Genomic DNA, 25,257 nt, shown 5'->3' with positions numbered 1-25,257 from the left:
GCTGATCCCCTGGTTCGGCCGGACCATGCGCGCACGCGGAGCCGTTCGAGTTGCCTTCCAGAATCGACCCGTTGCCCGCTCGAGAGCGAAACATCACCGGTCGGCCGGTCAATCGGCGCCGGCAGGTCCTGCGGTTCCATCGCCGCTCGGCCGAGGGAGAGCATCTCGACGGGCCCGGCCCTGGCCGACCGCCCGGGCGCTCACTCGATCCGGCCGGGTGCTCGGTAGAACTCCTGTCGCTCTATCGGCTGCGCCGGGTCGACCCTCCAGCGGCCAGGTCCCGTCGGTCGACCGCACACGAGTGCTCGTCGATCGCCCGGGATCAGCCGGCCGCCCCGGGTCTCAGCTGGCGCCCGGCACGCTCAGTCTGCCGCCCAAGGCGCAGCAGATCGCCGTGTCTGCTGGGCCACCTTCGGCGGCTCTGGTCAGTCGGCTGTTTTGTGGTGTGGGGGTCTGGTTGCGGCATGCCAGAGTTGTTGGGTCCAGGGTCCGGTGCCGAGGTCGTGGGTGCCGGCGGGGTTGGTGATGATCACTCGGCCGGTTTCGGTGTGCCAGATGAAGGTTCCGGGCTCGACTTGGCGCACGCGGACGGTGCCGAATGTTTTGACCCGATGTTCGCCGGTGGCCATCGGTCCCAGGTTGTGGGGGCCGGTCTGGCCCGGTGGTCCGATCGGTGGCGGCAGATAGGCGATGGTGTGGTCCATCTCCATCAGCCGGCTGATCCGGCCGGAGAACGGGAACACGCTGCGCGGGTTGCGCGCCAGGAGGGCTTCGCGCATCCAGGTCGGGGTTTCGTAGCGGTCGACCGCGGTCACCGATGCGGGGTCGATGACGGGTGTGATGTGCAGTCGGGTGCCGGTGCGCAGCCAGCGGAGGACGGTGTCGGCCAGTTGCGGGCCGAGGTCTTCGACGCGAGCGACGGCGTGGTCGCCGCGGACCGCCGATTCGCCGATGTGGACGTGCAGGACCGACAGGGGCAACAGTTTGTGGGGGTCGATGCCGCGGATCAACGCTCGCAGCGCCCGCTCCCGGGCAGCATCGCGCTCCCGGGCAGCATCTCGATCCTGTGCAGCATTTCGATCCTGTGCAGCATTTCGATCCTGGGCAGCATCTCGATGGTTCCGTGTCGCGTCTCGAGTCCGGTCCGTGTCGTGATCTTGCCTATCGGCGCGGGTACGGTCGCCGCTCCGAGGGTCGGGGCAGTGATGATCACCATCGGACTGAGCATCGCCAGGTGGAACGTCATCGCGCGGGACGGCATCGCCCGCATGATCATCGGTCGGATGATCTTGGGTCGGATGGTCGGCGATCAGGTCAGCGGCAGCAGGCTCGGTATCCGACGAACCTGCGCCCGCCGGATCGGCCTCGGCGCGATCGGTGTCGGCATCGCCCGACCGGGCAGCACCGGGGTGATCAACATCGGGATCATGATCATCACCGGGCTGGTGGGCATCCGTTCCAGAGTCGGGCGTGTCGCCGTTGTCGGTGGCGGTGAACAGATCCATTGCGGCGTCGAACAGATCCGGACAGCCGAGTTCCAGCAACACCCGGCAGGTCACGAACGGCAACCGCAACAACCCGAGCGCCAACGCTTCCCACTCATCCACCGACTGCGGATCACGATCCGGCACACACTCCGGCAACCGATCCCGGTTGTCCCGCAACAACCGCCCGTACCGCTTCACCATCTCACCCAACGCGATCCCGTCCGGGGCATCCAGCCGGGCATGAACATCGATCGCGCCGTCCTCGGACTCCCGACCCACCCGGACACCACGCCACCGGGCAGCCGTCTCCGCCCGCACCCGGGCACCCTCCGGATCAGCCCGCACCACGGCGGCATCGATCGCGGTCAACAACCCGCCATAGGTCACCGCGCTGATCATCCCGACCACCTCGGCATCCACCACCGCAGCCTGCTCCACCGACAACAACCGGGTCTTGGCAGCAACCAGTCGGGCATGACCGGGACGCACCCCATGGCCCTGCACCAGCGTCCAGATCCGCGGCAACCGATACCGCAGATCCAACACATCGGCGACCAGCCGACAGGCCTGCCACTGACTCAGCCCGATCTCCAACCCCAACGTCGCCGCCGCGGTCTCGGCCACCGACGGCGTACCGTCACCGGCCAACACCATCGCCCGCTCCGAGGCCATCTCCAACCGAGTCCGCTGCGGCACCAACCCATCACCAGGGTTCGCGACCGCCCACTCCGCCACCACCTCCAACAACCCACAACCAGCCACCCACTCGGCACGAGCCAGCTCCGACGCACGAGTGAGAAGCTCCACCCGTCGCCCACCGACCACCCTGCCCGCGCTCATGAAACCACCCTACGGACACCCACCGACAGTCTTCCCTGAGCGCCAGAATCCCTGTGGATCAAGAGAAGATCACCGGAGCCGCGGCCATGATCACCATTACTACCGACCGGACCGAAATGCGCCGGGCGCCGCGCTCGGAGCAACCGGGACGCACGAGTGAGAAGCTCCACCCGTCGTCCACCGACCACCCCGCTCGCACTCATGACAACCACCCTACGGACCGGCGCGGACAGTCTTGCCCGACAGCCGGCATCCCTGTGGACACAAGGAAAACCCGCGGATCCGTGGCCACGAACACAGCCGTCGCCGACCGGACCGATCCGTGCCGTCCTCGGCGCGCGGACCAGTCGGGTCGCGCAGGTGGGAGGCTCCACCCGTCGTCTACCGACCACCCCGCCCACTCTCATGACAACCACCCTACGGACAGCCACCGACAGTCTTGCCCGACAGCCGGCGGCCCTGTGGACACAAGGAAAACCCGCAGACTCGCGGCCATGATCACAGCCATCATCGACCGAACCAACATGTGCCGCCCGTGACGCGCGGAGCAGCCGGAACGCACGGGTGAGAAGCTCCACCCGCCGCCCACCGCACCCAGACCGGGGCGGCGGACTAGGTGTAGATCTCCGGAATCCTGGCCCTGATCTCGGCGATCGTCACGTGGAGGTGTTGATCACTGTTGTCCACGGTGATCAGGCGATGATCACCGGCGTCCTCGTGCAGGCCGCTACCGGCGGCCGCGTAGGCGGCATCGACCTGGTCCCGCCACTGCCTGGACGAGGGCTTGGGCCGGTCGATCCGACGCCGATCGCGAACAGGTTTCGCTGCGTGTAGCCGAACGACATAGAGCGCGATGTCGTCGGGCAGTCGGCTGCGGAAATCTTGGAGACTGCTCGCCGAATCGCCATCCAGCAGACTGCCGGTGATCACCGTCGAGTATCCAGCGGACCAGAAGTTCTGGATCACAGCAATCACATTGCTCCACAGCATTTCCAAGAAGCGCTGATCGAAGGTGAACGGGTTGACCTGTCCGACGTCCTCGGCATCGATCTTGGCTGCGCCCGGTGTCAACGGGAGTAGCGCCGACATCACCGTGCTCTTGCCGGCGCCCTCTTCTCCGGTGATCAAGATCAAGGATCGTCTGCTCACCTGCAAGAGACTATCGTTCGGTCGCCGCCACAGGGTCCAAACGCGTCGCCGAATCAGCCGATGATTCCTCGTCGACGAGCCTCAGCGACGGCCGTGGTGCGGTTGTCGGCGTGCAGCTTGCTGAAAACCTGCACCAGATGGGATTTCACGGTTGCCTCGGTGATGAACAGGCTGCGACCGACCTCCCGGTTGGACGAGCCGCGCGCCACCATCTGCAGGATCTCGGTCTCTCGCCGTGTCAGAGTCTGCAGCGGCTGCCTGGCTCGGTCCACCAGTCGATCGGCGACGGTCGGGGCAAGCACGGTCCGGCCGGCAGCGGTGTCCCGAATGGCTTGGACGAGCCGTTCGGGGTCGGTGTCCTTGAGCAGATAGCCGTTCGCGCCGGCGGCGATCGCGGGCAGGATGTCGGCATCCCGATCGTAGGTCGTCAACACCAACACCCGCGGCGGATCAGCCAGCTGTGCCAGCCGTGCAGTCGCCTCGGCACCGTCGATGCCAGGCCCCAGTTGAAGATCCATCAGCACGACGTCGGGGTGCACCTCGGTGGCCAACGCGAGCGCGTCCTCGCCGGTCCCGGCCTCGCCGACCACGGTCAGCCCGTCGGCGCTGCCGAGCGCCGCCCGGAGTCCACCGCGGACGACCGGATGATCATCGACCAACACAATCCTGATCTCAGCCATCCCGGTCCTTCCGTGGCACGGTGAGATTGAGGGCGGTGCCCTGACCCGGTACCGACTCGATCTCCATCGTCCCGTCCAGTTCGGCGATCCGAGTCCGTAGTCCCGACAGGCCGAGTCCGGTCCCGGTGGTCGACCCGTACGGCTGCTCAGGGTCGAAGCCGATGCCGTCGTCGACAACATCCAGACTGACGGCATCGGGAAGGAACGTCAGGGTCACGTCGATCCTGTCGGCGCGCGCATGGCGGACGGCGTTGGCCACCCCTTCCTGGGCCGCACGGAGCAATGCGACCGCGACCGGTGTCGGGACCGATCGCTGTTCGCCGTCGAGATGCAACCGTGTGTCCGGGCCGGTGGACGCGGCGAGCACTCTGTTCAATGCCTCGGGCAGCGAACTCTCCGACCATTGGGTCGGGGTCAGTGCCTGTACCATCCGGCGGGTCTCGGTCAGCACCGATCCGGCGGAGTCGATCGCGATGTCGAGTTGATCATGCAGTGCGGTCGATGATCCGGTCTTCGTGTCGCGGGCAGTACGCAGCAGCAGGATGATGCCGGTCAGCTCCTGGGTGACCGTGTCGTGCAGTTCGCGAGCCAGCCGTTCCCGTTCGGCGAGCATCCCGGCCTGCCGTTCCGAGGCAGCCAACTCGTCGCGGGTCGAGGTCAACTGGTCGATCAGCCGTGCTCGTTGACGGGTCTGCTCGGCCAGGTCCCGATAGACCACCGAGATCACCACGGCGACAGTTGCCCCGATCACCGGTCCGACGACGACCGACGTGTCCCATCCGCCGCGGCCGATCACCGTCCGGACAATCACTCCGATCACCACCAGGACGACGCTCGGCACGGCGATCCGCAACGGCAGCAATTGGGTGTAAAGCAGGAACAGCGGGAACGCCAGCCAGACAAACCCGGCCGAGCCGACGGCCAGCCCCGCGCAGCCGACAGTCAGGATCGCCAACCACAGCACGGCGGTTGCTCGGGTACGACGCTTGCGTGCAACGACGATCCCCCAGCCGTACCAGCCGCCGACCGCGGCCGCTCCACCGATCAGCACCCAGCGCAGCGGCGACGACCACGCTCCGCCGACCCCGAGTGCCAGCAGCACCACCAGCAGCACGTGTTCGCTGCGGCGTAACAGGTCGAATGCGACGGGGCGCAGCAGTCCGGTAGCCATCGCGATCAGCTTAGTGCGCGTTGCCGGACCGCCCGGGCCACCAGATCCTGTCGCCGACCAGGCTGATCACCGCCGGCACCACGATGCTGCGGACGAACAGGGTGTCGACCAACACACCGAGGCCGACGATCAGCCCGAGTTGGGCCAGCGTGGTCAGCGGCAGCACGCCGAGCGCGGCGAAGACCGCGGCCAGCACGACACCGGCACTGGTGATCACTGCCCCGGTATGGCCGACGGCTTCGACGACACCATCTCGGGTGCCCAGTCGCCGGGACTCCTGTCGGACCCGGTGAGCGAGGAAGATCGTGTAGTCGATCCCGAGCGCAACGAGGAACAGGAAGCCCACCAAGGGAACATTGACATCCAAGGCGGGGAATCCGAAGAGGCGCTTCCCCACAAAGGTCCCGGCACCGATCGCGGCGATCGCCGATGCGGCGTTGATCAGGACCAACAGCGCCGGCGCCAGCAACGACCGCAGCAAGATCATCAGCAGCACGAAGGCGACTGCGATGATCAACGGCGCGACGATCCGCAGATCTCGCTCGAAGGCGCCGCGTACGTCGAGATCCTCGGCCGACTGTCCGCCGACCTGTGCATCGGCTCCCGGCACCTCGCGCACCGCTGCTCGCAGATCACGAACGGTCTGCAAGCTCGCTTCGCTCCCCGGTTCGGCGGAACCGATGACACTGATCTTGACCAGCCCGTCGCCGGACGTTCCTGCCGGACGGACCGCGTCGACGCCGGACACGTCCTCGGCCGCCGTGATCACCTGCTCGGTCTGCGAGGAGTTCGCGATCACCGTCAACGGTGCCGTTTCGCCGGCCGGGAAATGCCGGGCGACGATCTCCAGCCCGGCGGCCGATTCGGACTGGACCCGGAACTGCTCGAGTTGGCTGAGCCCGACCCGGGTGCCGAACAGTCCCGTCGCCAGCACAGCCAGTCCGATGATCGAGGCCAGGACAACCGGTAGCGGCCGAGACGTCACCGCCTGAGCGACCCGCCGCCAGGCTCCACCCGCATCCGAACGGATCCGATCCGGCCGTGGAGTCAGCGGCCAGAACAGCCTCCTGCCGAACAGTGCCAGCGTCGCCGGCAGCAACAGCATGGTGAACACCAACGCGACCACCAACCCGACTGCCGCGGCGACACCGAGCCCGCGGGTGTTGGGCATCAGCGCGAGCAGCAGGGTGAGCAGGGAGACCACGACGGTGATGTTGCTGGCCAGGATGGCGGGACCGGTGCCGCGCACCGCCGCCGCCAGGGCGGTCCGATGATCTTCGGTACCGTACAGCTCCTCCCGGTAGCGCGAGATCAGCAGCAGTGCGTAATTGGTGCCCGCTCCGAACACCAGAACGCTGATGATCCCTTTGTCGAACGGCAGATCCGTTGCCGCGCCGACCGCGGCCGTCAGCACCGCTGCCAGCTGATCGGCCAGCCCGACCACCGACAGCGGAATCAGCCACAGCACCGGAGAGCGGTACGTCAACAGCAACAGCACCGCGACGATTCCGATCGTCACCGCCAGCAGCGTGAAATTCGCACCGTCGAAGGCCGAAGCGATGTCGGCACCGAACGCCGGTCCCCCGGTCACCTGGGCAGCCAGATCCTCCGGAGCCGCGGCCTGCACCGCGGTCCTGATCTCCTGGATCGTCACCGCGATCTCCGCGTTCGGCCGATCGGCGTTGATCATGACATTGAGCACCACCGCCGCGCCGTCGGCGGAAACGATCGGCCGTGGCGCATCACGATCGACGACCTCGGCCGCCCGGGCTCCGAGGTCGGCTGCCACCGCGAGGTCGGCCTTGCTGAGGTCGGCGCCGTCGGGACGGGTGACGACGAGCATCACCGGCGCCGATTCGTGATGGGGAAAGCGCTTCTGCAGTTCGGCGACGTTCGCCGATTCCGAGCCGGTCGGCAGTGCCGCGACCGCAGTGGGTGGCTCTGCTCCGCGCAGCCCACCGATCGCCCCGGCCGCGATCATCAGCATCGCAGCCAGAACCAACCAGGCACCCGACCGTCCGGTCACCAGGGTCGCCAGTCGGTTGAAGAATCGCGTCATCCCGCCCTCGTTCCGCTCGAGTCCCCGCAGGCCGACAACACTCTCTCGGTGCCTGCATCGCGTTCCAACGCTAGGAACAACGAGGCCGGCGAACATGACCCGAAAGCAGCATCCACGACCCCGACCGAAGTTGGAGTCGGGCTGAGGACCGCCATCGCATTGCTCACCAGGGGCGGCACTGCTACGGTCGACGCCGTGACGAGCCCCGAAGCATCCACGGTCGGGCTGACGGTGTCGCCGTCAGCCCGCGCCAACTGATCACCATCCTTCAGATCCCGCGCTGACCGCGGCGCCGAGACGACCTGTCTTCTTCCGTCTCGACCTCGGAGCTTCGATGCCGCTCTCGCTCTATCTGCTTGCCCTGGCCGTGTTCGCCATGGGCACCTCCGAATTCATGCTCGCAGGGCTGTTACCCGAGATCGCCGCCGGTCTCGACGTCTCGGTCGGCAGCGCCGGCCTGTTGACGTCGGCGTTCGCCGTCGGGATGATCATCGGCGCACCGCTGATGGCCCTGGCGGTACGCCGATTGCCGACCCGAGCGAGTCTGTTGATCTTCGTCTCGGTGTTCGCCGCCGTTCACGTCATCGGTGCGCTCACGGCGTCGTTCGCGATGCTGTTGATCACCCGGCTCGCTGCCGCGTTGGCCAACGCCGGCTTTCTGGCCGTCGCCCTGGGGGCCGCTGTCTCGCTCGTCACGGCCGATCGTCGCGCCCGTGCACTGGCGGTCCTGCTGTCCGGGACGACCGTGGCGACGGTAGCCGGGGTGCCGGGCGGTGCCCTGCTCGGCACGCTGTTCGACTGGCGGGCGACATTCTGGGTGATCGCACTGCTCTGCGTACCGGCTGCGGCCGGGATCGCCCGGAGCCTGCCATCCGAACGGTCACGGGTCGGTCCTGCCGCCGGTCAACCGGTCAGCGCGACCAGTCCGCGCTCCGAGCTCGGCCAGTTGGGTGCCGCCCGACTGCTGCTGGCGATGCTGCTGGGCGCGTTGATCAACGGCGCCACCTTCGCCGGCTACACCTTCCTGGCCCCGATCGTCACCCAGACAGCGGGATTGAGCCGGTCATGGGTTCCCGGCGCGCTGGTGCTGTTCGGCATCGGCTCGTCCGTCGGAGTCGCGGTCGCGGGCCGACTCGCGGATCGGCACGGTGACGCCGTGATCATCACGACGACGCCGCTGCTGATGCTCGGCTGGCTGGCCATGACAGTGCTGGCAGGGCACGCGGCGGCACTGTTGATCCTGGTGCTGATCCAGGGCGCACTGTCGGACTGGGCAGCACGGTGATCGCCCGGGTGCTGCAGGAAGCGACCGGTGCACCGACCCTGGGCGGCGCCTATGCGACGCTGGCATTGAACGTCGGCGCGGCCGGCGGTCCGGTCGCCGGCGGGGCAATGCTCACGGCGAGCGGTGACACCGTCGGGTCGGTCGTCATCAGCGCAGCCCTTGCCGCCATCGCGTTGCCCGTCGTCGGACTGCTGTTACGCCTGACCAGGAAGGCTCGCTGACCCGTCGTCCAGCACCGACGCCAAGCCGTGCCGACCGACGGCGAGCAACTGCGGATGATCATCGGAGTTGACGACCAACGCCATCCCGATCGCGATCGCCCAGCCGCGGGCCCGGACCCAGGTGGCGTCATCGACACCGGTCAGCCGGGTGTAGCGATCACGGAAGATCTGTCGGCCGGATCGATCGAAGCTGAGCCAGCCGGTGGCGAGGTCGGTGGCCGGATCGCCGCCGGTGATGTCCCCGAAGTCGATCACGGCGGCCAGGCCGTGATCGGCAAGGACGTTCGCCGGATGCGGGTCACCGTGCACCCACAGCGGTGGACCGGACCGGGCCGGTGCCGCCAATGCCTCGAGCCACAGCGGCCGCAGCCGCTCGCCGTCGGTGACGTGGCCGCTCTCGAAGTGCTCCGCGGCCAGGGCCGTCCGGTCGACGAGCGGCACGCCACGGACCGGATTGTACGGAGCATCGTCCGGCGCCGGCCGATGCAGGGCGGCCAGGAATTCGGCGAGCGGTCCGGCCACCGCTGACCGATCCGCCACCGGGATGTCGATCAGCGGACGGCCCGGCAGCCAGCGGCCGATGGTCCAGTGCCAGGGATAGTCCTCGGCCGGCCGGCCGATCCGGACCGGTGTCGGCACCGGGACCGGAAGCCCATCGGCCAGCTCCGGCAGCCAGCGCTGTTCGTTGATCACCAACTGTGCCGCGGCTGCGCGGCGAGGCAGCCGTACGGTCAGGTCGGCGCCGAGCCGAAAGATCACGTTGTCCCAGCCGTTGGCGATCAACGTCAATGGTTCGTCGGCCAGGTCCGGGTGCTGCCCCATGATCAACTTCTGGACGAGCTCGGCCGTCACATCGACCTCTGCTGTGGGCATCCGCATCCGAACCTCCGCTCTGCCATCGACTCCCGATGGCCCACCCCGTGTGCAGCACCGGAATCGCAGCCTACCGCCGACGACCTGCACATTTTGGGTTGCACATAACCTCACTATGTGCAACTATCAAGTTGCACATAGACCCAAGGAGAAGCCATGACCGACGTCATCACCGACGCCATCGAGGACAGCATCGAGATCGACGCAACAGCCGAACAGGTCTGGCCGTTGATCAGCGAACCCGGGTGGTGGATCAATGACGGCAGCTATCGCGAACACCTGATCGAGGAACGCGACGGCCTGGTGATCGTCACCGACGCCGCCCACGGCGCCTTTCCGATCGCCACGGTGGCTGCCGACGAGCCGCGCTACGTCGCCTTCCGCTGGCTGACCGACAGCGAGGACCCGCACCCGGACGGCCCCGGCACCACCACCGAATTCTGGGTCGAGGACCGGCCCGGCGGCGTCACCCTGAAGGTCCGGGAGAGCGGGTTCGCCACCCTGCCCGGAGAGCAGGCCGACATCCTGCGACAGATCGACGGCAACACCTCCGGTTGGCGGACCGAACTGGCGGTCGCCAAGTCCACGGTCGAAGATCGGCGGCGGTCGGCTTGACCGGGTCGGCGACACCGTCCCGCCAGGCTCAGATCTTCTCCGCCCTGGGGGACGAACAGCGGTTGACTCTGCTGGATCGGCTCGGCCGGGGCGCGGAGTCAGCCTCCACCCTGGCCGCGCCGATGATCATCTCCCGACAGGCAGTGGTCAAGCACCTGAAGCAGATGGAGGCCGCCGGACTGGTCGGCACCCGACGTTCAGGCCGCGAGGTCCTCTACGAGGTCCGCGCCGAGGGGCTCCAGCAGCCGACCGAGTGGCTCACCGAGCATGCGAACGCCTGGCGCCGGCGACTGCGCGACGTCAAGAGCCGCGCCGAGACGGACTGATCAGACGGGCTTGATCAGACGGGCGGCACACCGTGCCGCTTCTCCGGACGGCGTCGGGACTTGGTCGACGCCGCCGCGAACCGGGCGACCAGTTCGCGGCGGACGTCACCGGGCTCGACGATGCCGTCGATGATCAGATCCGAGGCCAGCCGGAGGATGTCGATGTCTTCGGTGTACTCGGCCTCCAGTCGAGCAATGTAGGCCGCTCGCTCCGCCGGGTCGATGATCTCGGCGATCTTGTTGGCATAGACCGCATTCACCGCCGCCTCCGGGCCCATCACCGCGATCTTCGCGGTCGGCAGCGCGAGGCAGGCGTCCGGACCGAAGCCCGGTCCCGCCATCGCATACAGACCGGCGCCGTAGGCCTTGCGGACGATCAAGGAGATGGTTGGCACCGTCGCCTCGGCGACAGCGGTGATCATCTTCGCGCCGTGTCGGATGATGCCCATCCGCTCGACCTCACTGCCGATCATGAAACCGGGGACGTCGGCCAGATACAACAACGGGATGCCGAAGGCGTCGCAGAGCCAGATGAAGCGCGCCGCCTTGTCGGCGGAGTCGACGAACAGCACGCCACCCTTGACGGCCGGCTGGTTGGCGACGATCCCGACCGGATTTCCTTCCAGGGTTGCGAATCCGGTCACCAGCTCCGGCGCGAACAGCGGCTTGGTCTCGTAGAAGGAGTCCTCGTCGACGATCGCCTCGATCACGGTGTTGATGTCGTAGCCGGAAGATTCCGCGGCCGGTACCAGGTCGGCAGTGAAGTCACGTGCCGGCGGCGCCGCCGACCAGACCGGCGGCGGTGTACGCCAATTGCCCGGCAGATAGCTGAAGAACAGTTTGGCCTGTTCGATCGCATCCTCGTCGTCGGGACTGAGTTGATCACCGCAGCCGGAGACCGAGACGTGCATCCGGGCGCCACCCATCTCCTCCAGCGTGACCTTCTCCCCCACCACCATCTCGGCCATCCGAGGCGAGCCGAGATACATCGACGCATTGCCGTCGACCATGATCACCACATCACAGAAGGACGGGATGTACGCCCCGCCGGCGGCACTCGGACCGAACAGGCAGCAGATCTGCGGCACCTTGCCCGACAGTGCGACCTGGTTGTTGAAGATCCGCCCGGCCCCACGCCGGCCGGGGAACAGGTCCACCTGGTCGGTGATCCGGGCGCCCGCCGAATCGACGAACCAGAAGATCGGCAACTCGTCGGCCACAGCGATCTCGGTGACCCGGATGATCTTCTCCACTGTCCGGGCACCCCACGACCCGGCTTTCACCCCCGGATCGTTGGCCACCACCAGCGCGGGTCGGCCGTCGACCAGTCCCCGACCGGTGACCACGCCGTCGGCGGGCAGACCTGCGCTCTGCGCGTTGGCCAACTGGCCGTCCTCGACGAACGTGTGATCATCGAACAGCAGCGCGATCCGGTCCCTCACGTACAGCTTGTTCTGGCTCTTCAGCTTGGCCGCCGTCCGCTCGGTCGGTGCCAACGTCGCGTCCCGTGCCGTCCTGATCAGCTCGTCGTGCGGGACCTCCGGACGCTGGATCGGCTCCTGGTATGGGGAATCGGCACTCATTCGACGTCCAGTCCCAATCCTCGCGCGATCAACAGCCGCTGCACCTCGGAGGTTCCCTCACCGATCTCCAGGATCTTGGCGTCCCGATAGAACCGGGCGATCGGATACTCCTCCATGAAGCCGTAGCCACCGAAGACCTGGGCCGCTGTCCTGGTCGCGGTCACGGCGTACTCGGTGGCCTGCAGCTTGGCGATCGCCGCGGCCCGTTTGTAGGCGGCAGCCGACGATCGATCTCCGGCATCCATCGAGTCCCGCATCGCCGCGGCGGCGTAGACCAGCAACTCCGCGGTGTGCGCCATCGCGTCCAGATCGGCCAGCGGGAAGGCTACTCCTTGCTTGCGCCCGATCGGCACGCCGAACGCCGTGCGTTCCTTGGCGTAGTCGACGGCAAGATCACGACAGGCTCGGATGCAGCCCAGTGCGAGGGCCGCGATGGCGACCCGGCCGTCGTCCAGCACGGACAGGAACTGGGCATAGCCGCGGCCGCGTTCACCGAGAAGATGATCTTTCCGAACCCGTACCCCGGTGAACGTCAGCGGATGGGTGTCCGAGGCGTGCCAGCCCAGCTTGTGGTACGCGGGTTCGACGGTGAAGCCCGGCGTCCCGGACGGAACCACGATGGCCGAGATCTCCGGGCGACCGTCGTCCCGGGTGCCGGTCCGCGCCGTGACAGTGACCACGGAGGTGATCTCGGTGCCGGAGTTGGTGATGAACTGCTTGGCGCCGTCGATCACCCACTCCTCGCCGTCCAACCGAGCCTTGGTCCGGGTGGCGCCGGCGTCGGAGCCGTTCTCCGGTTCGGTCAGCCCGAAGGCGGCGAGCGCTCGACCGGCCACCAGATCGGGGAGCCAGCGTTCCTTCTGCTCCGGCGTACCGAAGGTCGCGATCGGGTTGATCCCGAGCCCGACCGCCGCCTCGATGGTGATCCCGACCGACTGGTCGACCCGGCCGACCTCCTCGATCGCCAGGCACAGACTGGTGAAGTCGCCCGCGCCGCCGTACTCCTCCGGCGCGTGCAATCCGAAGACCCCGAGTCGTCCGAGGGCCTTGACGGCCTCCAGCGGGAATCGGTGTTCGGCATTCCACGCCGCCGCGTACGGCTCGATCTCGGCTCGGGCGAACTCGGCCATCACCGCCCGGAAGTCCTGATGTTCCTTGCTCAGCTCGAACGTCATCGTCGGCTTCGCCTCCTTCGACCACTCCCTCCCGGAGGACCTGGATCTCAGGCCTCCGCCTGCTGGCCGGTCACGTCCCAGAGGTGGTGGACGAGATCGTGCAGGAAGTACTGCAGAAAGGTTCGCACGGTGAATTCGGCCCCGTCCGAGCGGGTCCCGCGACGGTCGGTCTGGGACTCCTCCAAGGCCCGGACCCGGCCGACGAAGGTCTCCGCGACCCGGGCGATGTCGGCGGCCACCGCATCCGGATCAAGGCTGACGTAGCCACCGGTGATCGCCGCTTCGTCCTGATCCCAGTTGCGGAAGCTCGGGTTGTCCTCCACCAACATCAACACCAGCCGCGCGTCGTACAGCTCCAACACGTCGCGGACGTGCGCGCCGTATTCCAGCGGCGACCAGACCAATGGCTCCGGTCGGCGATCGGCCGCCGGGCTCTGGGTGAGGATCTGCACCCACTCGGCGGCGGCCGCCTCGGTGCGATCGGCGATCTCGGCGATGTCCAACTCGCCGGCCTCCAGACCGCAGTCGGGACAGCGGATCCGGGTGGTCCAGGTCCAGTCCTTGGTGTCCTTCGGCGGCGGTTCCATGCACCGAGCGTACTGTCGCGATCGGTCTCGCGTCGGCAACCCCGCTGCACAACGACCGGCTGTGGACGAGGATGTGCACAACACGGCCTCAACGGTGGACGAAGGCCGCGAAGATGTGGACACGTCGGTGCACAACGAATTCCTCGAATTTTCTTGCTGCGTTGGGGTTGCGCTCACCCGACGGTCGGAGTAGAAATCTAGTCACGCACCTCGCAAGGGGAGCGGGATCCGATGAAGACCAAGGTCCATCCGGCGGGACTTGTGCCCGCCGCCCGGTCGATGACGGGCTCGGGGCGACCACAGGATCATCGGGGAGGCCGGAAGCGTCATCAGTCCTGGCCAAAATGTGGGGCTCGTCCAACTCATACTTGGACGAGCCCCACGTCCATTTCGGACCCCTCTATTGTTGCCGTCGTGGGCATCGACATCAAGATCGACCTGAACGCCGACCTCGGCGAGTCGTTCGGACGCTGGCAGTTGGGCGATGACCCGGCGATGCTCGAGTTGATCACCAGCGCCAATGTCGCTGCCGGGTTCCATGCCGGCGATCCGAGCACCCTGCGCCGGACCTGCGCCGAGGCTGTCCGGCGCGGCGTCGTGATCGGCGCTCAGGTCGGTTATCGCGATCTCGCCGGCTTCGGCCGCCGGTTCATCGACATCGCCGCCGACGATCTGACCGCGGACGTGATCTATCAGGTCGGCGCGCTGGACGCGATCGCCGCCAGCGTCGGTGGTCGGGTCGGCTATCTGAAGCCGCACGGTGCGCTGTACAACACGATCGTCGATCATGAAGAGCAGGCTGCTGCGGTCGTCGATGCGCTGTTGGCGTTGCCGACGCCGCTGCCGGTGCTCGGCCTGCCCGGCTCGGCGGTGTTGCGGATCGCCGCCGACAACGGGATCCGAACCGTCACCGAATACTTCATCGACCGCAATTACACCGACGACGGCCGGCTGGTCGACCGGCGCCGCCCTGATGCGTTGATCGACGATCCGGACCGGGCGGCGCTCCGAGCCGTCGAGGCCGCCCGCGACGGCCGGGCCGAATCGTTCTGCACCCACGGCGACTCCCCCGGCGCGGTCCGGATGGCCCGCACCGTACGCACCGCGCTGGTCGAGGCCGGCGTCGCCATCGGCCCGTTCGTCGGGTAGCGGGCCACCGATCATGATCACCCGCCGACTGCTTCCGTACGGCGCCCGCGCGCGCTTGTTGGAATGCGCCGACCTGGCCGACTCCCAGGCCATGCACGACTGGCTCCTTGATCAGCATCGCCCCGAGATCCGCGCCATGGTGCCCGGCGCACGCACTCTGCTGCTGCATCTGGACGCCGACCTGCCGAGCGCCTTCGTCCGCCGGCTGCTCGAGGCCCGGCCGACGCCGGCCCAGCGACCGGACGCCGGATCGAACCGGCAACACGAGGTGATCATGGTCCAGGTGCGCTATGACGGGGAGGACCTGCAGGCCACGGCCGACCTGCTGCGGCTCACCGTCCAACAGCTGATCGACTACCACACCGGGCAGGACTGGACCGTAGCCTTCGGTGGCTTCTCCCCCGGCTTCGGCTACCTCGCCCCCACCGGTCCGGCGTTGTCGGTGCCGCGCCGGTCCTCGCCGCGGACCCGGGTCCCGGCCGGGTCGGTCGCGTTGGCCGATCAGTGGTCGGCGATCTACCCGACGGACAGCCCCGGCGGCTGGCAACTGATCGGTCACACCGACCTACCGCTCTTCGACCCCGAAGCCGACCCGCCGGCCACGTTGCGACCCGGCAACCTGGTCCGGTTCGTCCGATGATCATGATCACCGGGGTCGGTCCGCTGGCCCTGATCGAGGACCTCGGCCGCCCCGGCTACACCCAGTACGGCGTACCGGTCGCCGGAGCCGCCGATCGTGCCGCGCTGCGGGCGGCCAACCGGCTGACCGGCAATCCGGAGGACAGCGCCGGCATCGAGATCCTGCTCGGCGGCCTCGAGATCAGCACCGATCACCCGGCCTGGTGCGCCGTCGCCGGACCCGCCACCACGACCACGGTGAACGGCCGACCGACCTCCTCCCATCAGCCGCTGCATCTGTCCCCCGGTGACCGGCTCACCGTACTGCCGTCACCGGACGGGATCCGCAACTACCTCGCGGTCCGCGGCGGGTTCGACGTCCCGGCGGTCCTCGGCAGCCGGTCGGCCGACCTGCTCTCCGGGCTCGGACCGCCGCCGCTGCGAGTCGGCGACCGGCTGCCGGTCGGTTCCGCATCGCTGCCGTTCGCCGCCGCCGACGTGTCCCCGCCGCCGCGGCCGCCGGTGACACCGGCACTGATCGGCATCGAGCCGGGCCCCCGCGCGGACTGGTTCACCGAGGAGGCGCTGACGTCGCTGGTCGAGCAGCGGTGGACGGTGACGCCGGACTCCGATCGGACCGCGGTCCGACTCGACGGCGAGCCGTTGCGGCGGCGTACCGATCAGCCGGCCGAACTTCCGTCCGAGGGCATCATCCGCGGCGCGATCCAGGTCCCGCCGTCCGGGCTGCCGCTGATCTTCGGGTCCAATCATCCGGTGACCGGCGGCTACCCGGTGATCGCGGTGGTCACGCCCGACGGTTGCGATCGGGCGGCTCAGCTGCGGCCGGGCGACACGCTGCGGCTGACCCCTTAGACTCCCCGAGTCAGGTCAGCGAGGCCGGAGGAGGAACCGACTGTGGGTATCAGCAAAGTGCTCGTCGCCAACCGGGGCGAGATCGCGGTCCGGATCATCCGTGCCGCCGCCGACGCCGGGCTGGCAAGTGTCGCCGTCTACGCCGAGCCCGACGCTGACTCACTGTTCGTCCGGCTCGCCGACGACGCGTACGCCCTCGGCGGCAGCACCCCGGGCGAGACCTATCTGGACATCGCCAAGCTGATCGATGTGGCCCGTCGCAGCGGCGCCGACGCGATCCATCCCGGCTACGGCTTCCTGGCCGAGAACGCCGCCTTCGCCGCCGCCGTCATCGAGGCCGGCCTGACCTGGATCGGCCCGCCGCCCTCGGCGATCGACGCCCTCGGCGACAAGGTTCAGGCCCGACACATCGCGCAGAAGGTCGGTGCGCCGCTGGTCCCCGGCACCGCCGACCCGGTCGTCGACGCGGCCGAGGTGGTCGGCTTCGCCGAGGAACACGGTCTGCCGGTCGCGATCAAGGCCGCCTTCGGCGGCGGTGGCCGCGGCCTGAAGGTCGCCCGGACCATCGAAGAGATCCCCGAACTGTACGAGTCGGCGGTCCGCGAAGCGGTCACCGCCTTCGGTCGCGGTGAGTGCTTCGTCGAACGCTTCCTCGACCATCCGCGGCACGTCGAGACCCAGTGCCTGGCCGACCAACACGGCAACGTCGTGGTGGTGTCCACCCGGGACTGCTCGCTGCAGCGACGCAACCAGAAGCTGGTCGAGGAGGCACCCGCCCCGTTCCTCACCGACGAGCAGCGCGAAACCCTGTACGCCGCCTCCAAGGCGATCCTGACCGAGGCCGGCTACGTCGGTGCCGGCACCTGCGAATTCCTGGTCGGCGTCGACGGCACCATCTCCTTCCTGGAGGTCAACACCCGGCTGCAGGTCGAACATCCGGTCTCCGAACAGGTCACCGGGATGGACCTGGTCCGGCAGATGTTCAGGATCGCCGACGGTGAGAAGCTGGCTGCCGGGGATCCCGAGATCACGGGTCACTCGATCGAGTTCCGGATCAACGCCGAGGACGCCGGCCGCAACTTCATGCCGGCCCCCGGCACCCTGACCAGCTGGCAGCCGCCGTCCGGCCCCGGGGTCCGGGTCGACGAGGGCTATCGGGCCGGGATGACCGTGCCGGGCAGCTTCGACTCGCTGGTGGCCAAGGTGATCGTCACCGGGGCGGACCGGGCCGAGGCGATCGCTCGCAGCCGTCGGGCGCTGGCCGAGCTGGAGATCGGCGGGATGCCGACGGTGCTGCCGTTCCACCGGGCGGTGCTCGACGATCCGGCCTATGTCGCCGCCGACGGTGACTTCGCCGTCCACACCCGCTGGATCGAGACCGAGTTCGACAATCGGATCCCGCCCTACGACGGGCCGGCGGCCGACGGTCCGGAACCGGTGCAGAAGTCCACCGTGGTGGTCGAGGTGAACGGCAAGCGGCTCGAGGTCGCGCTGCCGGCCGAATTCGGCGCCACGGCCGCGGCCGTTCCGGCGAAGAAGAAGCCGAAGCGGGACCGCAAGACCGGCGCCGCCGCGGTGTCCGGCAACGCGCTCACCTCACCGATGCAGGGCACCATCGTGAAGATCGCGGTCGCCGACGGTGACGAGGTCGCCGCGGGCGACCTGATCGTCGTGCTGGAGGCGATGAAGATGGAACAGCCGCTGTCGGCCCACCAGTCCGGCCGGATCAGCGGTCTGACCGCCGCCGTCGGCGAAACCGTCACCAGCGGCACGGTGCTCTGCGAGATCACCCCGAGTTGACCCTCACCCTCGACCGACCAGGAACGGGGTCGACCACCAAGAATGACCTAATAATGAGCGGCCGTCGGCGGGTCGGTTTCGCACACTTGGCACACTGGAGTCATGGAATCGATCTTCCTCCTGCTGATCCTCGTCGTTGTCGGGGGCGGAGCGCTGGTCTACAGCCGTAAGGCGACCAAGCGCCGCGAGGCTGCTGAGCGCGCCGAACTGGAGAGCCAGCTCAGCACCTCCAAGCGGGCGGCGGACGAGGATGTCACCAAGTTCGGCGAGGAACTGCAGCGACTCGACATCGACGTCGCCGGGCAGCCGTTGAACGAGGCGATGCAGCAGGACTACCAGCGCGCGCTGGACGCCTACGAGGACGCCAAGACCTCGCTGGCCGCGGTGCAGCGCCCGGAGGAGATCAAGCACGTCACCGAGATCCTCGAGGACGGCCGGTACGCGATCGCCTGCGTGAAGGCGCGGGTGGAGGACAAGCCGCTGCCACAGAAGCGGCCGCCGTGCTTCTTCAACCCCGCCCACGGACCGTCGGTGCGCAACGTCGAATGGGCCCCGGCCGGCGGCTCGGTCCGCGACGTACCGGCCTGCGCGGCCGACGCCGAGCGAGTGCTGGCCGGAGCCGACCCCTACATCCGCACCGTCCAGGTCGGCGCCCAGCGGGTGCCGTACTGGGAGGGTGGCCAGGCCTACGCCCCGTGGGCGCAGGGCTACTACAGCAGCTGGCGCGGCTCGGACATGCTGACCGGCATGATGGTCGGCGGGCTGCTGTTCGGCGGGATGAACCCGATCGGCGGCCTGTTCGGCGGGATGGGTGAGGGCATCGCCGGGATCGGTGACGGAATCGGTGACGCCTTCGGCGGCATCGGGGACGGGATCGGCGACATCGGCGACGGCATCGGCGACGCGTTCGGTGGCATCGGCGACATGTTCGGCGACTTCTTCGGCGGCGACTGATCCAGCGCGCCGGTCACTGCGGCGGCAGGACGTGTTCTCCGGTCCGGTCCGTCGACAGTGCCAGCGAGCTGAGGTAGCGGACCTCACCGTCGGGGCCACGCCGGGCCGAGGCGATCATGTCGGGCCGCTCGAAGTCCAGCCCGGTGACGTGGCACGGCAGCGTCGTGTCGGACGGATTGCCGTGTTCGTCGTACATCGGTAGATCGATACCGTCGTCGGTCCGCCGCAGGTAGTACCGGCCGCGGGTGACGATCGCCATCACCGGCGTCACCAGCACCGCGATCGCCACCGCGAAGATCGGTGAGAAGGGTTGCACCGCTGGGCCGAAGGCACCGAAGAAGATCGCGATCGAGATGCCGCCGGACAGCAGCAGCGCGACGACGCCGACCGGATTCCAGTTGTACAACATGCCACGGCGGAACTCAGGGGCCTTGGGCGAGATCTTGAGCAGGTACTTGTTGATCCCGATGTCGGCAGCGACCACGCAGATCCAGGCCATCGCGACGTTGGCGTAGAAGCCCAGGATCGTGTTCAGGAAGTCGAACATGTTGAATTCCATCAGGGTCAACGCGATCGCCAGATTGACCACCAGGAAGACGATCCGGCCCGGGTAGCGTTTGGTGACCCGGGTGAAGGAGTTGGTCCAGGCCAGCGAGCCGGAGTAGGCGTTGGTGACGTTGATCTTGACCTGCGAGATCACCACCAGGACGACGGCCAGCAGCAACGCCAGCCAGTGCGGCATCATCTGCTGATAGGTGCCGAGGAACTGTTGCACCGGCTCGTTGGCGTACTGCGACGCACCGGCCACGTTGCTGATCAGGTAGACGGCCAGGAACATCCCGAGGATCTGTTTGACTGCGCCGAAGATCACCCAGCCCGGACCGGCCAGGATCACCGCCCGCCACCAGGAACGATGGTTGTCCGGCGTCCGCGGCGGCATGAAGCGCAGATAGTCGATCTGCTCGGCGATCTGGGCGATCAACGACAGGCAGACACCGGCCGCCAACATCACCGACGCGAAGTTCGCCGAGCCGCCGTCCCGCCCGCCGTAGGAGAAGAAGGTGTTCACCGACTCCGGGTGGCCGATGATCAGGTAGCCGACCGGGACCACCATCAGCAACAACCACAGCGGCGTGGTCCAGACCTGCAGCTTGGCCAGCACCTTCATCCCGAAGATCACCAGCGGGAAGATCAGGAAGGTGGACAGCAGGTAGCCCACCGGCAGCGGGATGTGCAGTCCCAGCTGCAGACCCTGCGCCATGATCGACCCCTCGGTAGCGAAGAAGATGAAGGTGAACGACGCGAAGATCACGTTGGTGATCACCGAGCCGTAGTAGCCGAAGCCGGCGCCGCGGGTGATCAGATCGAGATCGATGTTGTAGCGCGCCGCGTAGAAGGCCAGCGGCCAACCGGTCACGAAGATGATCACCGCAGCGACGGCGATGCCGAGCAGACCGTTCACGGTGCCGTGCGCGATACCGATGTTCGCACCGATGGAGAAGTCTGCGAGATAGGCGATGCCGCCCAGTGCGCTGGTCGCCACCACTCCGGGCAGCCATCGACGGTAGGAACGCGGCGCGTACCGCAGGGTGTAGTCCTCCAGGGTCTCCCGGGTGGCCGCCCTGGCGGCATCGGACCTGCTGCTCTCGGCGTCTTCGGGACCTTGCGGCTCGACGGCACTGGTCACGTCTGTGGTCACAGGCACTCCTCGGTCGGTGCCGACCCCCAGCTGGAAGGGGGTCCGGTGTGATCACCCTGCCGAGCAGGCATTTCAGCGGTGTTTCAGTCGCACTACAGCTGGTGACAGCGACCGCAGCTCACAACCGCGGGTCGACCGGATCCGATTCGAGCGCCAGCACGGCGAACACCGTCTCATGCACCCGCCACAGCGGCTCGTCGGTGGTCAACCGCCGCAACGACTCCAACCCGAGGGCGTACTCGCGCAGCGCCAGTGATCGTTTGTGGCCGAGGTTGCGCTTCTTCAACCGGGCCAACTCCACCGGCTCCAAATAGTCCGGGCCGTAGATCAGCCGCAGATATTGCCGACCACGGACCTTCAGCCCCGGCTGTACCAGACCCTTGCTGCCGCGGGTCAGATTCGGGAACGGCTTGACCACCATGCCTTCCCCGCCGGTCGCGGTGAGCTCGGTCCACCAGTCGATCCCGGCGGCGACCGAGTCCGGGTCGTCGGTCCGCACCGACAGCCGGCGGGTGCTCCGGACCAGTTCGGCGTCGACGGCGTGCAGCCGATCGGCGAGTTCCAGATGCCAGCCATGATCGCGGGTCTCGTAGGTCGCGGCGCCGTCGGTCGAACCGGAGGCCAGCAGCTGGAACGGCGCCACCTGCACTCCGCCCCAGCCGTCGGTCGGCCACTGGTAGGGCCGGTAGGCGGCACTGAAGTCGTCGATCGCCGCCAACCGGCGGTCGATCCGGCTGTCCAGCCCACCGAGGTCCAGACCGCGATCGGCGGCAGCGCGGAGCCGGTCCCGGACCGCGGGCAGCATCATCCGGCCGGCGGCACCGGTGGCCGCATACTGCTCACGGATCAACGCGTCGGCCTTCAGCGACCAGGGCAGGATCTCGGCGTCCAGTAGCAGCCAGTCCGCGCCGAGCTGCTGCCAGAGTCCGGCCGCCCCGATCGCCGCCCGGAGCCGGCCGAGCAACTCCTCGGTCTGCGCCGGGCCGGCGAAGGCTCGGCCGGTCCGGGTGTGGACCACACCGGTCCGCCCTCCACCCCGCTCGTCCTGATCGCCGAACCGCCGCCGGGCGGCGGCCTCGTCGGCGCAGACCATGATCACCGCCCGCGAGCCCATGTGTTTCTCCTCGCAGATCACCGACCGGACCCCGGCGTCGGCGTACTCGGCGAAGGCGGTGTCGGGGAACTCCAGATGATCATCGCGGTCGGTCGCTGCGGCCGGCGCCATCGTCGGCGGCAGGTAGCCGAGCCACCGCGGATGCAGGGCGAAGCGGGTCATCACCTCGAAGGCGCCGGCCGCCTGATCCTCACCGATGGTGATCCGGCCGTGCTGGACGGTCTCGATCACCCGGCGTCCCAGCACGTCACCCAGCTGAAGATCATCGCCGGTCCGCTGGACCGAACCGAACGGCTTGGCCGGCTCACACCAGACCTGCTCGGCGGGCACGTCGACGATCTCGTTCTCCGGATACCGCAACGCGGTCAACCGGCCACCGAAGACGCAGCCGGTGTCCAGGCACAGCGTGTTGTTCAGCCACACCGCGTCGGGGACCGGGGTGTGTCCGTAGAGCACGGTTGCGCTGCCCCGATAGTCCTCGGCCCAGGGCAGCCGGACCGGCAGCCCGAATTCGTCGATCTCGCCGGTGGTGTCTCCGTAGAGCGCGAAGGATCGTACCCGCCCCGAGGCCCGACCGTGATAGCTCTCCTTCAACCCGGCATGGGCGACCACCAGCTTGCCGTCGTCCAGCACCAGATGGGCGATCAGGTCCCGGCACCAGGTCGTCACCCGATCGACGAACTCCGCCGGCTCAGCGGCCAGTTGATCAAGGGTCTGCTGCAGCCCGTGCGCCGTGTTGGGCTGTTGCTTGCCGGAACGACCGCGTCGCGGTGCGAGGGCTCGGACCAGCTTGTGCTCGTGATTGCCGGTGATCGCGACGGCGTGCCCGGCCGCGGTCATCCCCATTGCCAGCCGCAGCACGCCGGGAGTGTCCGGGCCGCGGTCCACCAGGTCGCCGAGGAACAGCGCCCGACGACCGTCCGGATGCTCGGCATCGACGGCACGCCCCTGAACATCCCGGATGATCCGGTAGCCGAGCTTGTCCAGTAGGGATTCCAGCTCGGAGCGGCAGCCGTGCACGTCGCCGATCACGTCGAACGGACCATGATCATCACGGCGATCGTTGAGCAGCCGGGTGCGGATGATCTCGGCGTCGGCGGCCTGCTCCGGGGTCAGCACGTGAACGGTCCGGAAACCCTCCTTGCCCAGGCCCTTCAGCGATCGACGCAGTTGATCATGCTGGCGTTTGACCACCCGGGCACCGAAGTCACGACTCTGCCGACTCGCATTGCGCTCGATCGCCGTGCCGACCGGGGTGTCCAGCACGACCGCGACCGGAAGCACATCGTGATCACGGGCCAGCTGGACGAACTGGCGACGGGTCTCCCGGGTGACGTTGGTCGCGTCGACCACCGTCAGCCGGCCCGCCGCGAGCCGCTTGCCGGCGATGTAGGCCAGCACGTCGAACGCGTCGGCCGAGGACGCCTGATCGTTCTCGTCACCGGAGACCAGGCCGCGGCAGAAGTCACTGGAGATCGTCTCGAACGGGGCGAAGTGATCGGCGGCGAAGGTCGACTTGCCCGACCCGGAGACGCCGATCAGCACCACCAACGCCAGCCGCGGGATCTCCACCCTGGTGCTCATCGGGCTGCCTCCTGATCGACCCGGTGGAAGATCGCCAGCTGGCTGGGGCCGCCGGCTCCGGTCCGGCCTTCCGGGCCGATGCCGTCCAGCTGGTGCCGGTAGCCGTACCGGTCGGCGACGGCTCCGACCCAGTGCGCGAACTCCTCTCGATCCCATTCGAAGCGGTGGTCCGGGTGCCGCAGCGCACCGGCAGCCAGGCCGGGATAGTCGGCGTTGGCCGACCGATCCGGGGTGGTCACGATGACCGTCCCCGGCCTGGCCGATCCGAACACCACCCGCTCCAGATCACCGACCCGGTCCGGGTCGAGGTGCTCGATCACCTCCATCAGCACGATCGCGTCGAAACCGGCCAGTTCGTTGTCCCGGTAGACGGCGGAGGACTGCCGCAACCGGACGGCGTCGCGCTGCCGGTCGGCCAGCGGTGCCGTCGCGAGCCGTCGCCGGGCACGCTCCAGTGCCGGTGCCGAGGGATCGACGCCGAGAATCTCGGTGATCGACGGCTCGGCTGCCAGCCGGGTCAGCAGGGCACCCTCGCCGCAGCCCAGGTCGACCACCCGGTGCGCGCCGACGGCTGCCAGCACCTGCAGGACCGCGGTTGCGCGGCCATGCGCGAGGGTGGGCTGCCCCTCGACTGGCTCAGGGATCTTCGGCCCTTCGACAGGCTCAGGGATCCCGTCCAGGCGGGTGCTGGCGTCCTCGACGTAGCCGTGCCGGAAGGCAAGGTAGCGGTTCATGATCAGCTCGCGCTCCGGGTGGCCGCCGAGCCAGTCCTGTGCCGAGCGGAGTAGTTTGTCGACCTCCTCGGGGCCGACCCAGTAGTGCTTGCGTCCGCCCAGCACCGGCAGCAACACGTAGAGCTGCAGCAGCGTGTCGGCGACCGTCTGTCGCCCATCCAGGCGGAGGGCGACGTACGGTGCCTCGCCCCAGCGCGGGATCTGCGGATCCAGCGGGGCGGTCTCGGTGCGGACCTGCCAGCCGAGCGGCTCGAACAGCCGTCGCGGCAGATCATGATCATCGGCCGGAACCGTCGGCAGTTCGATGGTCAGCGGCAACGTCCTGTCGACCAGCTCGGGACGGGCATCACAGCGACGGTTCATCGCCGTGCCGAAGACCCGACGCAGGGCAACGGCGAGCATCGACGAGGCAGCGTAGGCCGACGGATTGACGTACGGTGCCAGCGCGAAATCGCCCCGCCGGCGGCGCTCGGCATGATCGACCTCGACCATTATCGCCATCGTGCAGCGGTCCGGGCCGGCCTCGGGGAAGAAGATCGCGGCCTTCCCGAACGACAACGACACCTCCTGGAACCGATCCGGGTGCTTGTGCAGCAGGAAGCCCAGGTCGGTCGCCCGCTCGGCGGTCGAGGTCATCGTCAGGAACACCGCTGCATTGTGCCGCATCACGGGTCGATCCGA

General features: G+C 68.2%; 19 protein-coding genes and 1 pseudogene. 8 read left to right on the top strand and 12 right to left on the bottom strand.

Annotated features, from left to right (window positions below; all coding sequences use genetic code 11):
* Nucleotides 1-425: 425 nt before the first annotated feature.
* The 5 genes from BLU38_RS19780 to BLU38_RS19760 form a co-directional block, all read right to left on the bottom strand.
* The gene (locus BLU38_RS19780) at nt 426-2,327 is read right to left on the bottom strand and encodes a hypothetical protein (RefSeq protein ID WP_157683574.1); all 1,902 of its coding nucleotides are present in this window, start codon (nt 2,325-2,327) and stop codon (nt 426-428) included.
* Nucleotides 2,328-2,939: 612 nt separating this feature from the next.
* Complete coding sequence (locus tag BLU38_RS19775; RefSeq protein WP_091527157.1) at nt 2,940-3,476, bottom strand: hypothetical protein; 537 nt, start codon at nt 3,474-3,476, stop codon at nt 2,940-2,942.
* 53 nt (nt 3,477-3,529) lie between these two features.
* Nucleotides 3,530-4,156: a response regulator gene (locus BLU38_RS19770; RefSeq protein WP_091527156.1), complete on the bottom strand. Its 627-nt coding sequence runs from the start codon at nt 4,154-4,156 to the stop codon at nt 3,530-3,532.
* The gene (locus BLU38_RS19765; RefSeq protein WP_091527155.1) at nt 4,149-5,327 is read right to left on the bottom strand and encodes a sensor histidine kinase; all 1,179 of its coding nucleotides are present in this window, start codon (nt 5,325-5,327) and stop codon (nt 4,149-4,151) included. The genes BLU38_RS19770 and BLU38_RS19765 overlap by 8 nt, the downstream gene beginning before the upstream one ends.
* A gap of 10 nt (nt 5,328-5,337) precedes the next feature.
* Nucleotides 5,338-7,386, bottom strand: a complete 2,049-nt coding sequence (locus BLU38_RS19760) for an MMPL family transporter (protein ID WP_091527154.1) — start codon at nt 7,384-7,386, stop codon at nt 5,338-5,340.
* Between the two features lie 334 nt (nt 7,387-7,720).
* Here BLU38_RS19760 and BLU38_RS19755 point away from each other — a divergent pair.
* Nucleotides 7,721-8,892: pseudogene (locus tag BLU38_RS19755) on the top strand (Cmx/CmrA family chloramphenicol efflux MFS transporter).
* On the opposite strand, the gene BLU38_RS19750 reads toward BLU38_RS19755, so the two are convergent.
* Nucleotides 8,866-9,765: an aminoglycoside phosphotransferase family protein gene (locus BLU38_RS19750; RefSeq protein ID WP_197679786.1), complete on the bottom strand. Its 900-nt coding sequence runs from the start codon at nt 9,763-9,765 to the stop codon at nt 8,866-8,868. The pseudogene BLU38_RS19755 and the gene BLU38_RS19750 sit on opposite strands and share 27 nt — an antisense overlap.
* A gap of 156 nt (nt 9,766-9,921) precedes the next feature.
* On the opposite strand from BLU38_RS19750, the gene BLU38_RS19745 reads away from it, so the two are divergent.
* Both BLU38_RS19745 and BLU38_RS19740 read left to right on the top strand, forming a co-directional pair.
* Nucleotides 9,922-10,380, top strand: coding sequence for an SRPBCC family protein (locus BLU38_RS19745; RefSeq protein WP_091527152.1), 459 nt, complete (start codon nt 9,922-9,924; stop codon nt 10,378-10,380).
* Complete coding sequence (locus BLU38_RS19740; RefSeq protein ID WP_197679785.1) at nt 10,377-10,706, top strand: ArsR/SmtB family transcription factor; 330 nt, start codon at nt 10,377-10,379, stop codon at nt 10,704-10,706. Before BLU38_RS19745 ends, BLU38_RS19740 begins: the two co-directional genes overlap by 4 nt.
* Before the next feature lie 14 nt (nt 10,707-10,720).
* Here the strand turns inward: BLU38_RS19740 and BLU38_RS19735 are convergent, their stop codons facing one another.
* The 3 genes from BLU38_RS19735 to BLU38_RS19725 are packed head-to-tail and all read right to left on the bottom strand — an operon-like array spanning nt 10,721 to nt 14,051.
* A complete protein-coding gene (locus tag BLU38_RS19735; protein WP_091527151.1) occupies nt 10,721-12,289 on the bottom strand; it encodes an acyl-CoA carboxylase subunit beta in 1,569 nt (522 codons plus the stop codon).
* Entirely contained in the window at nt 12,286-13,464 is a 1,179-nt protein-coding gene (locus BLU38_RS19730; RefSeq protein WP_091527150.1) for an acyl-CoA dehydrogenase family protein, read from the bottom strand. The genes BLU38_RS19735 and BLU38_RS19730 overlap by 4 nt, the downstream gene beginning before the upstream one ends.
* Nucleotides 13,465-13,511: 47 nt before the next feature.
* The gene (locus BLU38_RS19725; protein WP_091527149.1) at nt 13,512-14,051 is read right to left on the bottom strand and encodes a DinB family protein; all 540 of its coding nucleotides are present in this window, start codon (nt 14,049-14,051) and stop codon (nt 13,512-13,514) included.
* A 420-nt stretch (nt 14,052-14,471) separates the two neighbouring features.
* Between BLU38_RS19725 and BLU38_RS19720 the strand changes: the two genes are divergently transcribed.
* The 5 genes from BLU38_RS19720 to BLU38_RS19700 all read left to right on the top strand — a co-directional run bounded on the left by BLU38_RS19720 (nt 14,472) and on the right by BLU38_RS19700 (nt 19,445).
* Nucleotides 14,472-15,200: a LamB/YcsF family protein gene (locus BLU38_RS19720; protein ID WP_231920417.1), complete on the top strand. Its 729-nt coding sequence runs from the start codon at nt 14,472-14,474 to the stop codon at nt 15,198-15,200.
* Nucleotides 15,201-15,213: 13 nt separating this feature from the next.
* Nucleotides 15,214-15,840, top strand: a complete 627-nt coding sequence (locus BLU38_RS19715; RefSeq protein ID WP_091527148.1) for a 5-oxoprolinase subunit B family protein — start codon at nt 15,214-15,216, stop codon at nt 15,838-15,840.
* Nucleotides 15,837-16,691, top strand: a complete 855-nt coding sequence (locus BLU38_RS19710) for a 5-oxoprolinase subunit C family protein (protein ID WP_091527147.1) — start codon at nt 15,837-15,839, stop codon at nt 16,689-16,691. The genes BLU38_RS19715 and BLU38_RS19710 overlap by 4 nt, the downstream gene beginning before the upstream one ends.
* 42 nt (nt 16,692-16,733) lie before the next feature.
* Entirely contained in the window at nt 16,734-18,491 is a 1,758-nt protein-coding gene (locus tag BLU38_RS19705) for an acetyl/propionyl/methylcrotonyl-CoA carboxylase subunit alpha (protein WP_197679784.1), read from the top strand.
* Nucleotides 18,492-18,593: 102 nt separating this feature from the next.
* Nucleotides 18,594-19,445: a hypothetical protein gene (locus BLU38_RS19700; protein ID WP_091527146.1), complete on the top strand. Its 852-nt coding sequence runs from the start codon at nt 18,594-18,596 to the stop codon at nt 19,443-19,445.
* 13 nt (nt 19,446-19,458) lie between these two features.
* Here the strand turns inward: BLU38_RS19700 and BLU38_RS19695 are convergent, their stop codons facing one another.
* From BLU38_RS19695 to BLU38_RS19685, 3 genes are all read right to left on the bottom strand, one after another.
* Complete coding sequence (locus tag BLU38_RS19695) at nt 19,459-21,144, bottom strand: purine-cytosine permease family protein (RefSeq protein WP_172836185.1); 1,686 nt, start codon at nt 21,142-21,144, stop codon at nt 19,459-19,461.
* A 118-nt stretch (nt 21,145-21,262) separates the two neighbouring features.
* Nucleotides 21,263-23,842, bottom strand: coding sequence for a polynucleotide kinase-phosphatase (locus tag BLU38_RS19690; protein ID WP_091527144.1), 2,580 nt, complete (start codon nt 23,840-23,842; stop codon nt 21,263-21,265).
* Nucleotides 23,839-25,242: a 3' terminal RNA ribose 2'-O-methyltransferase Hen1 gene (locus BLU38_RS19685; RefSeq protein WP_091527143.1), complete on the bottom strand. Its 1,404-nt coding sequence runs from the start codon at nt 25,240-25,242 to the stop codon at nt 23,839-23,841. Before BLU38_RS19685 ends, BLU38_RS19690 begins: the two co-directional genes overlap by 4 nt.
* Between the last annotated feature and the right edge of the window lie 15 nt (nt 25,243-25,257).

This window comes from Microlunatus soli, from assembly GCF_900105385.1.
Taxonomy (GTDB): Bacteria; Actinomycetota; Actinomycetes; order Propionibacteriales; family Propionibacteriaceae; genus Microlunatus; species Microlunatus soli.
This window is presented reverse-complemented; position numbering and strand designations above follow the sequence as displayed.

What these genes read in the sequence shown, in the direction of transcription:
- BLU38_RS19745 (WP_091527152.1), top strand. Translation starts at nt 9,922, where the DNA reads ATGACCGACGTCATCACCGACGCCATCGAGGACAGCATCGAGATCGAC.
- BLU38_RS19780 (WP_157683574.1), bottom strand. Translation starts at nt 2,327, where the DNA reads ATGAGCGCGGGCAGGGTGGTCGGTGGGCGACGGGTGGAGCTTCTCACT.
- BLU38_RS19725 (WP_091527149.1), bottom strand. Translation starts at nt 14,051, where the DNA reads ATGGAACCGCCGCCGAAGGACACCAAGGACTGGACCTGGACCACCCGG.
- BLU38_RS19700 (WP_091527146.1), top strand. Translation starts at nt 18,594, where the DNA reads ATGGAATCGATCTTCCTCCTGCTGATCCTCGTCGTTGTCGGGGGCGGA.
- BLU38_RS19770 (WP_091527156.1), bottom strand. Translation starts at nt 4,156, where the DNA reads ATGGCTGAGATCAGGATTGTGTTGGTCGATGATCATCCGGTCGTCCGC.
- BLU38_RS19730 (WP_091527150.1), bottom strand. Translation starts at nt 13,464, where the DNA reads ATGACGTTCGAGCTGAGCAAGGAACATCAGGACTTCCGGGCGGTGATG.
- BLU38_RS19715 (WP_091527148.1), top strand. Translation starts at nt 15,214, where the DNA reads ATGATCACCCGCCGACTGCTTCCGTACGGCGCCCGCGCGCGCTTGTTG.
- BLU38_RS19765 (WP_091527155.1), bottom strand. Translation starts at nt 5,327, where the DNA reads ATGGCTACCGGACTGCTGCGCCCCGTCGCATTCGACCTGTTACGCCGC.
- BLU38_RS19690 (WP_091527144.1), bottom strand. Translation starts at nt 23,842, where the DNA reads ATGAGCACCAGGGTGGAGATCCCGCGGCTGGCGTTGGTGGTGCTGATC.
- BLU38_RS19760 (WP_091527154.1), bottom strand. Translation starts at nt 7,386, where the DNA reads ATGACGCGATTCTTCAACCGACTGGCGACCCTGGTGACCGGACGGTCG.
- BLU38_RS19685 (WP_091527143.1), bottom strand. Translation starts at nt 25,242, where the DNA reads ATGCGGCACAATGCAGCGGTGTTCCTGACGATGACCTCGACCGCCGAG.
- BLU38_RS19750 (WP_197679786.1), bottom strand. Translation starts at nt 9,765, where the DNA reads ATGCCCACAGCAGAGGTCGATGTGACGGCCGAGCTCGTCCAGAAGTTG.
- BLU38_RS19710 (WP_091527147.1), top strand. Translation starts at nt 15,837, where the DNA reads ATGATCATGATCACCGGGGTCGGTCCGCTGGCCCTGATCGAGGACCTC.
- BLU38_RS19735 (WP_091527151.1), bottom strand. Translation starts at nt 12,289, where the DNA reads ATGAGTGCCGATTCCCCATACCAGGAGCCGATCCAGCGTCCGGAGGTC.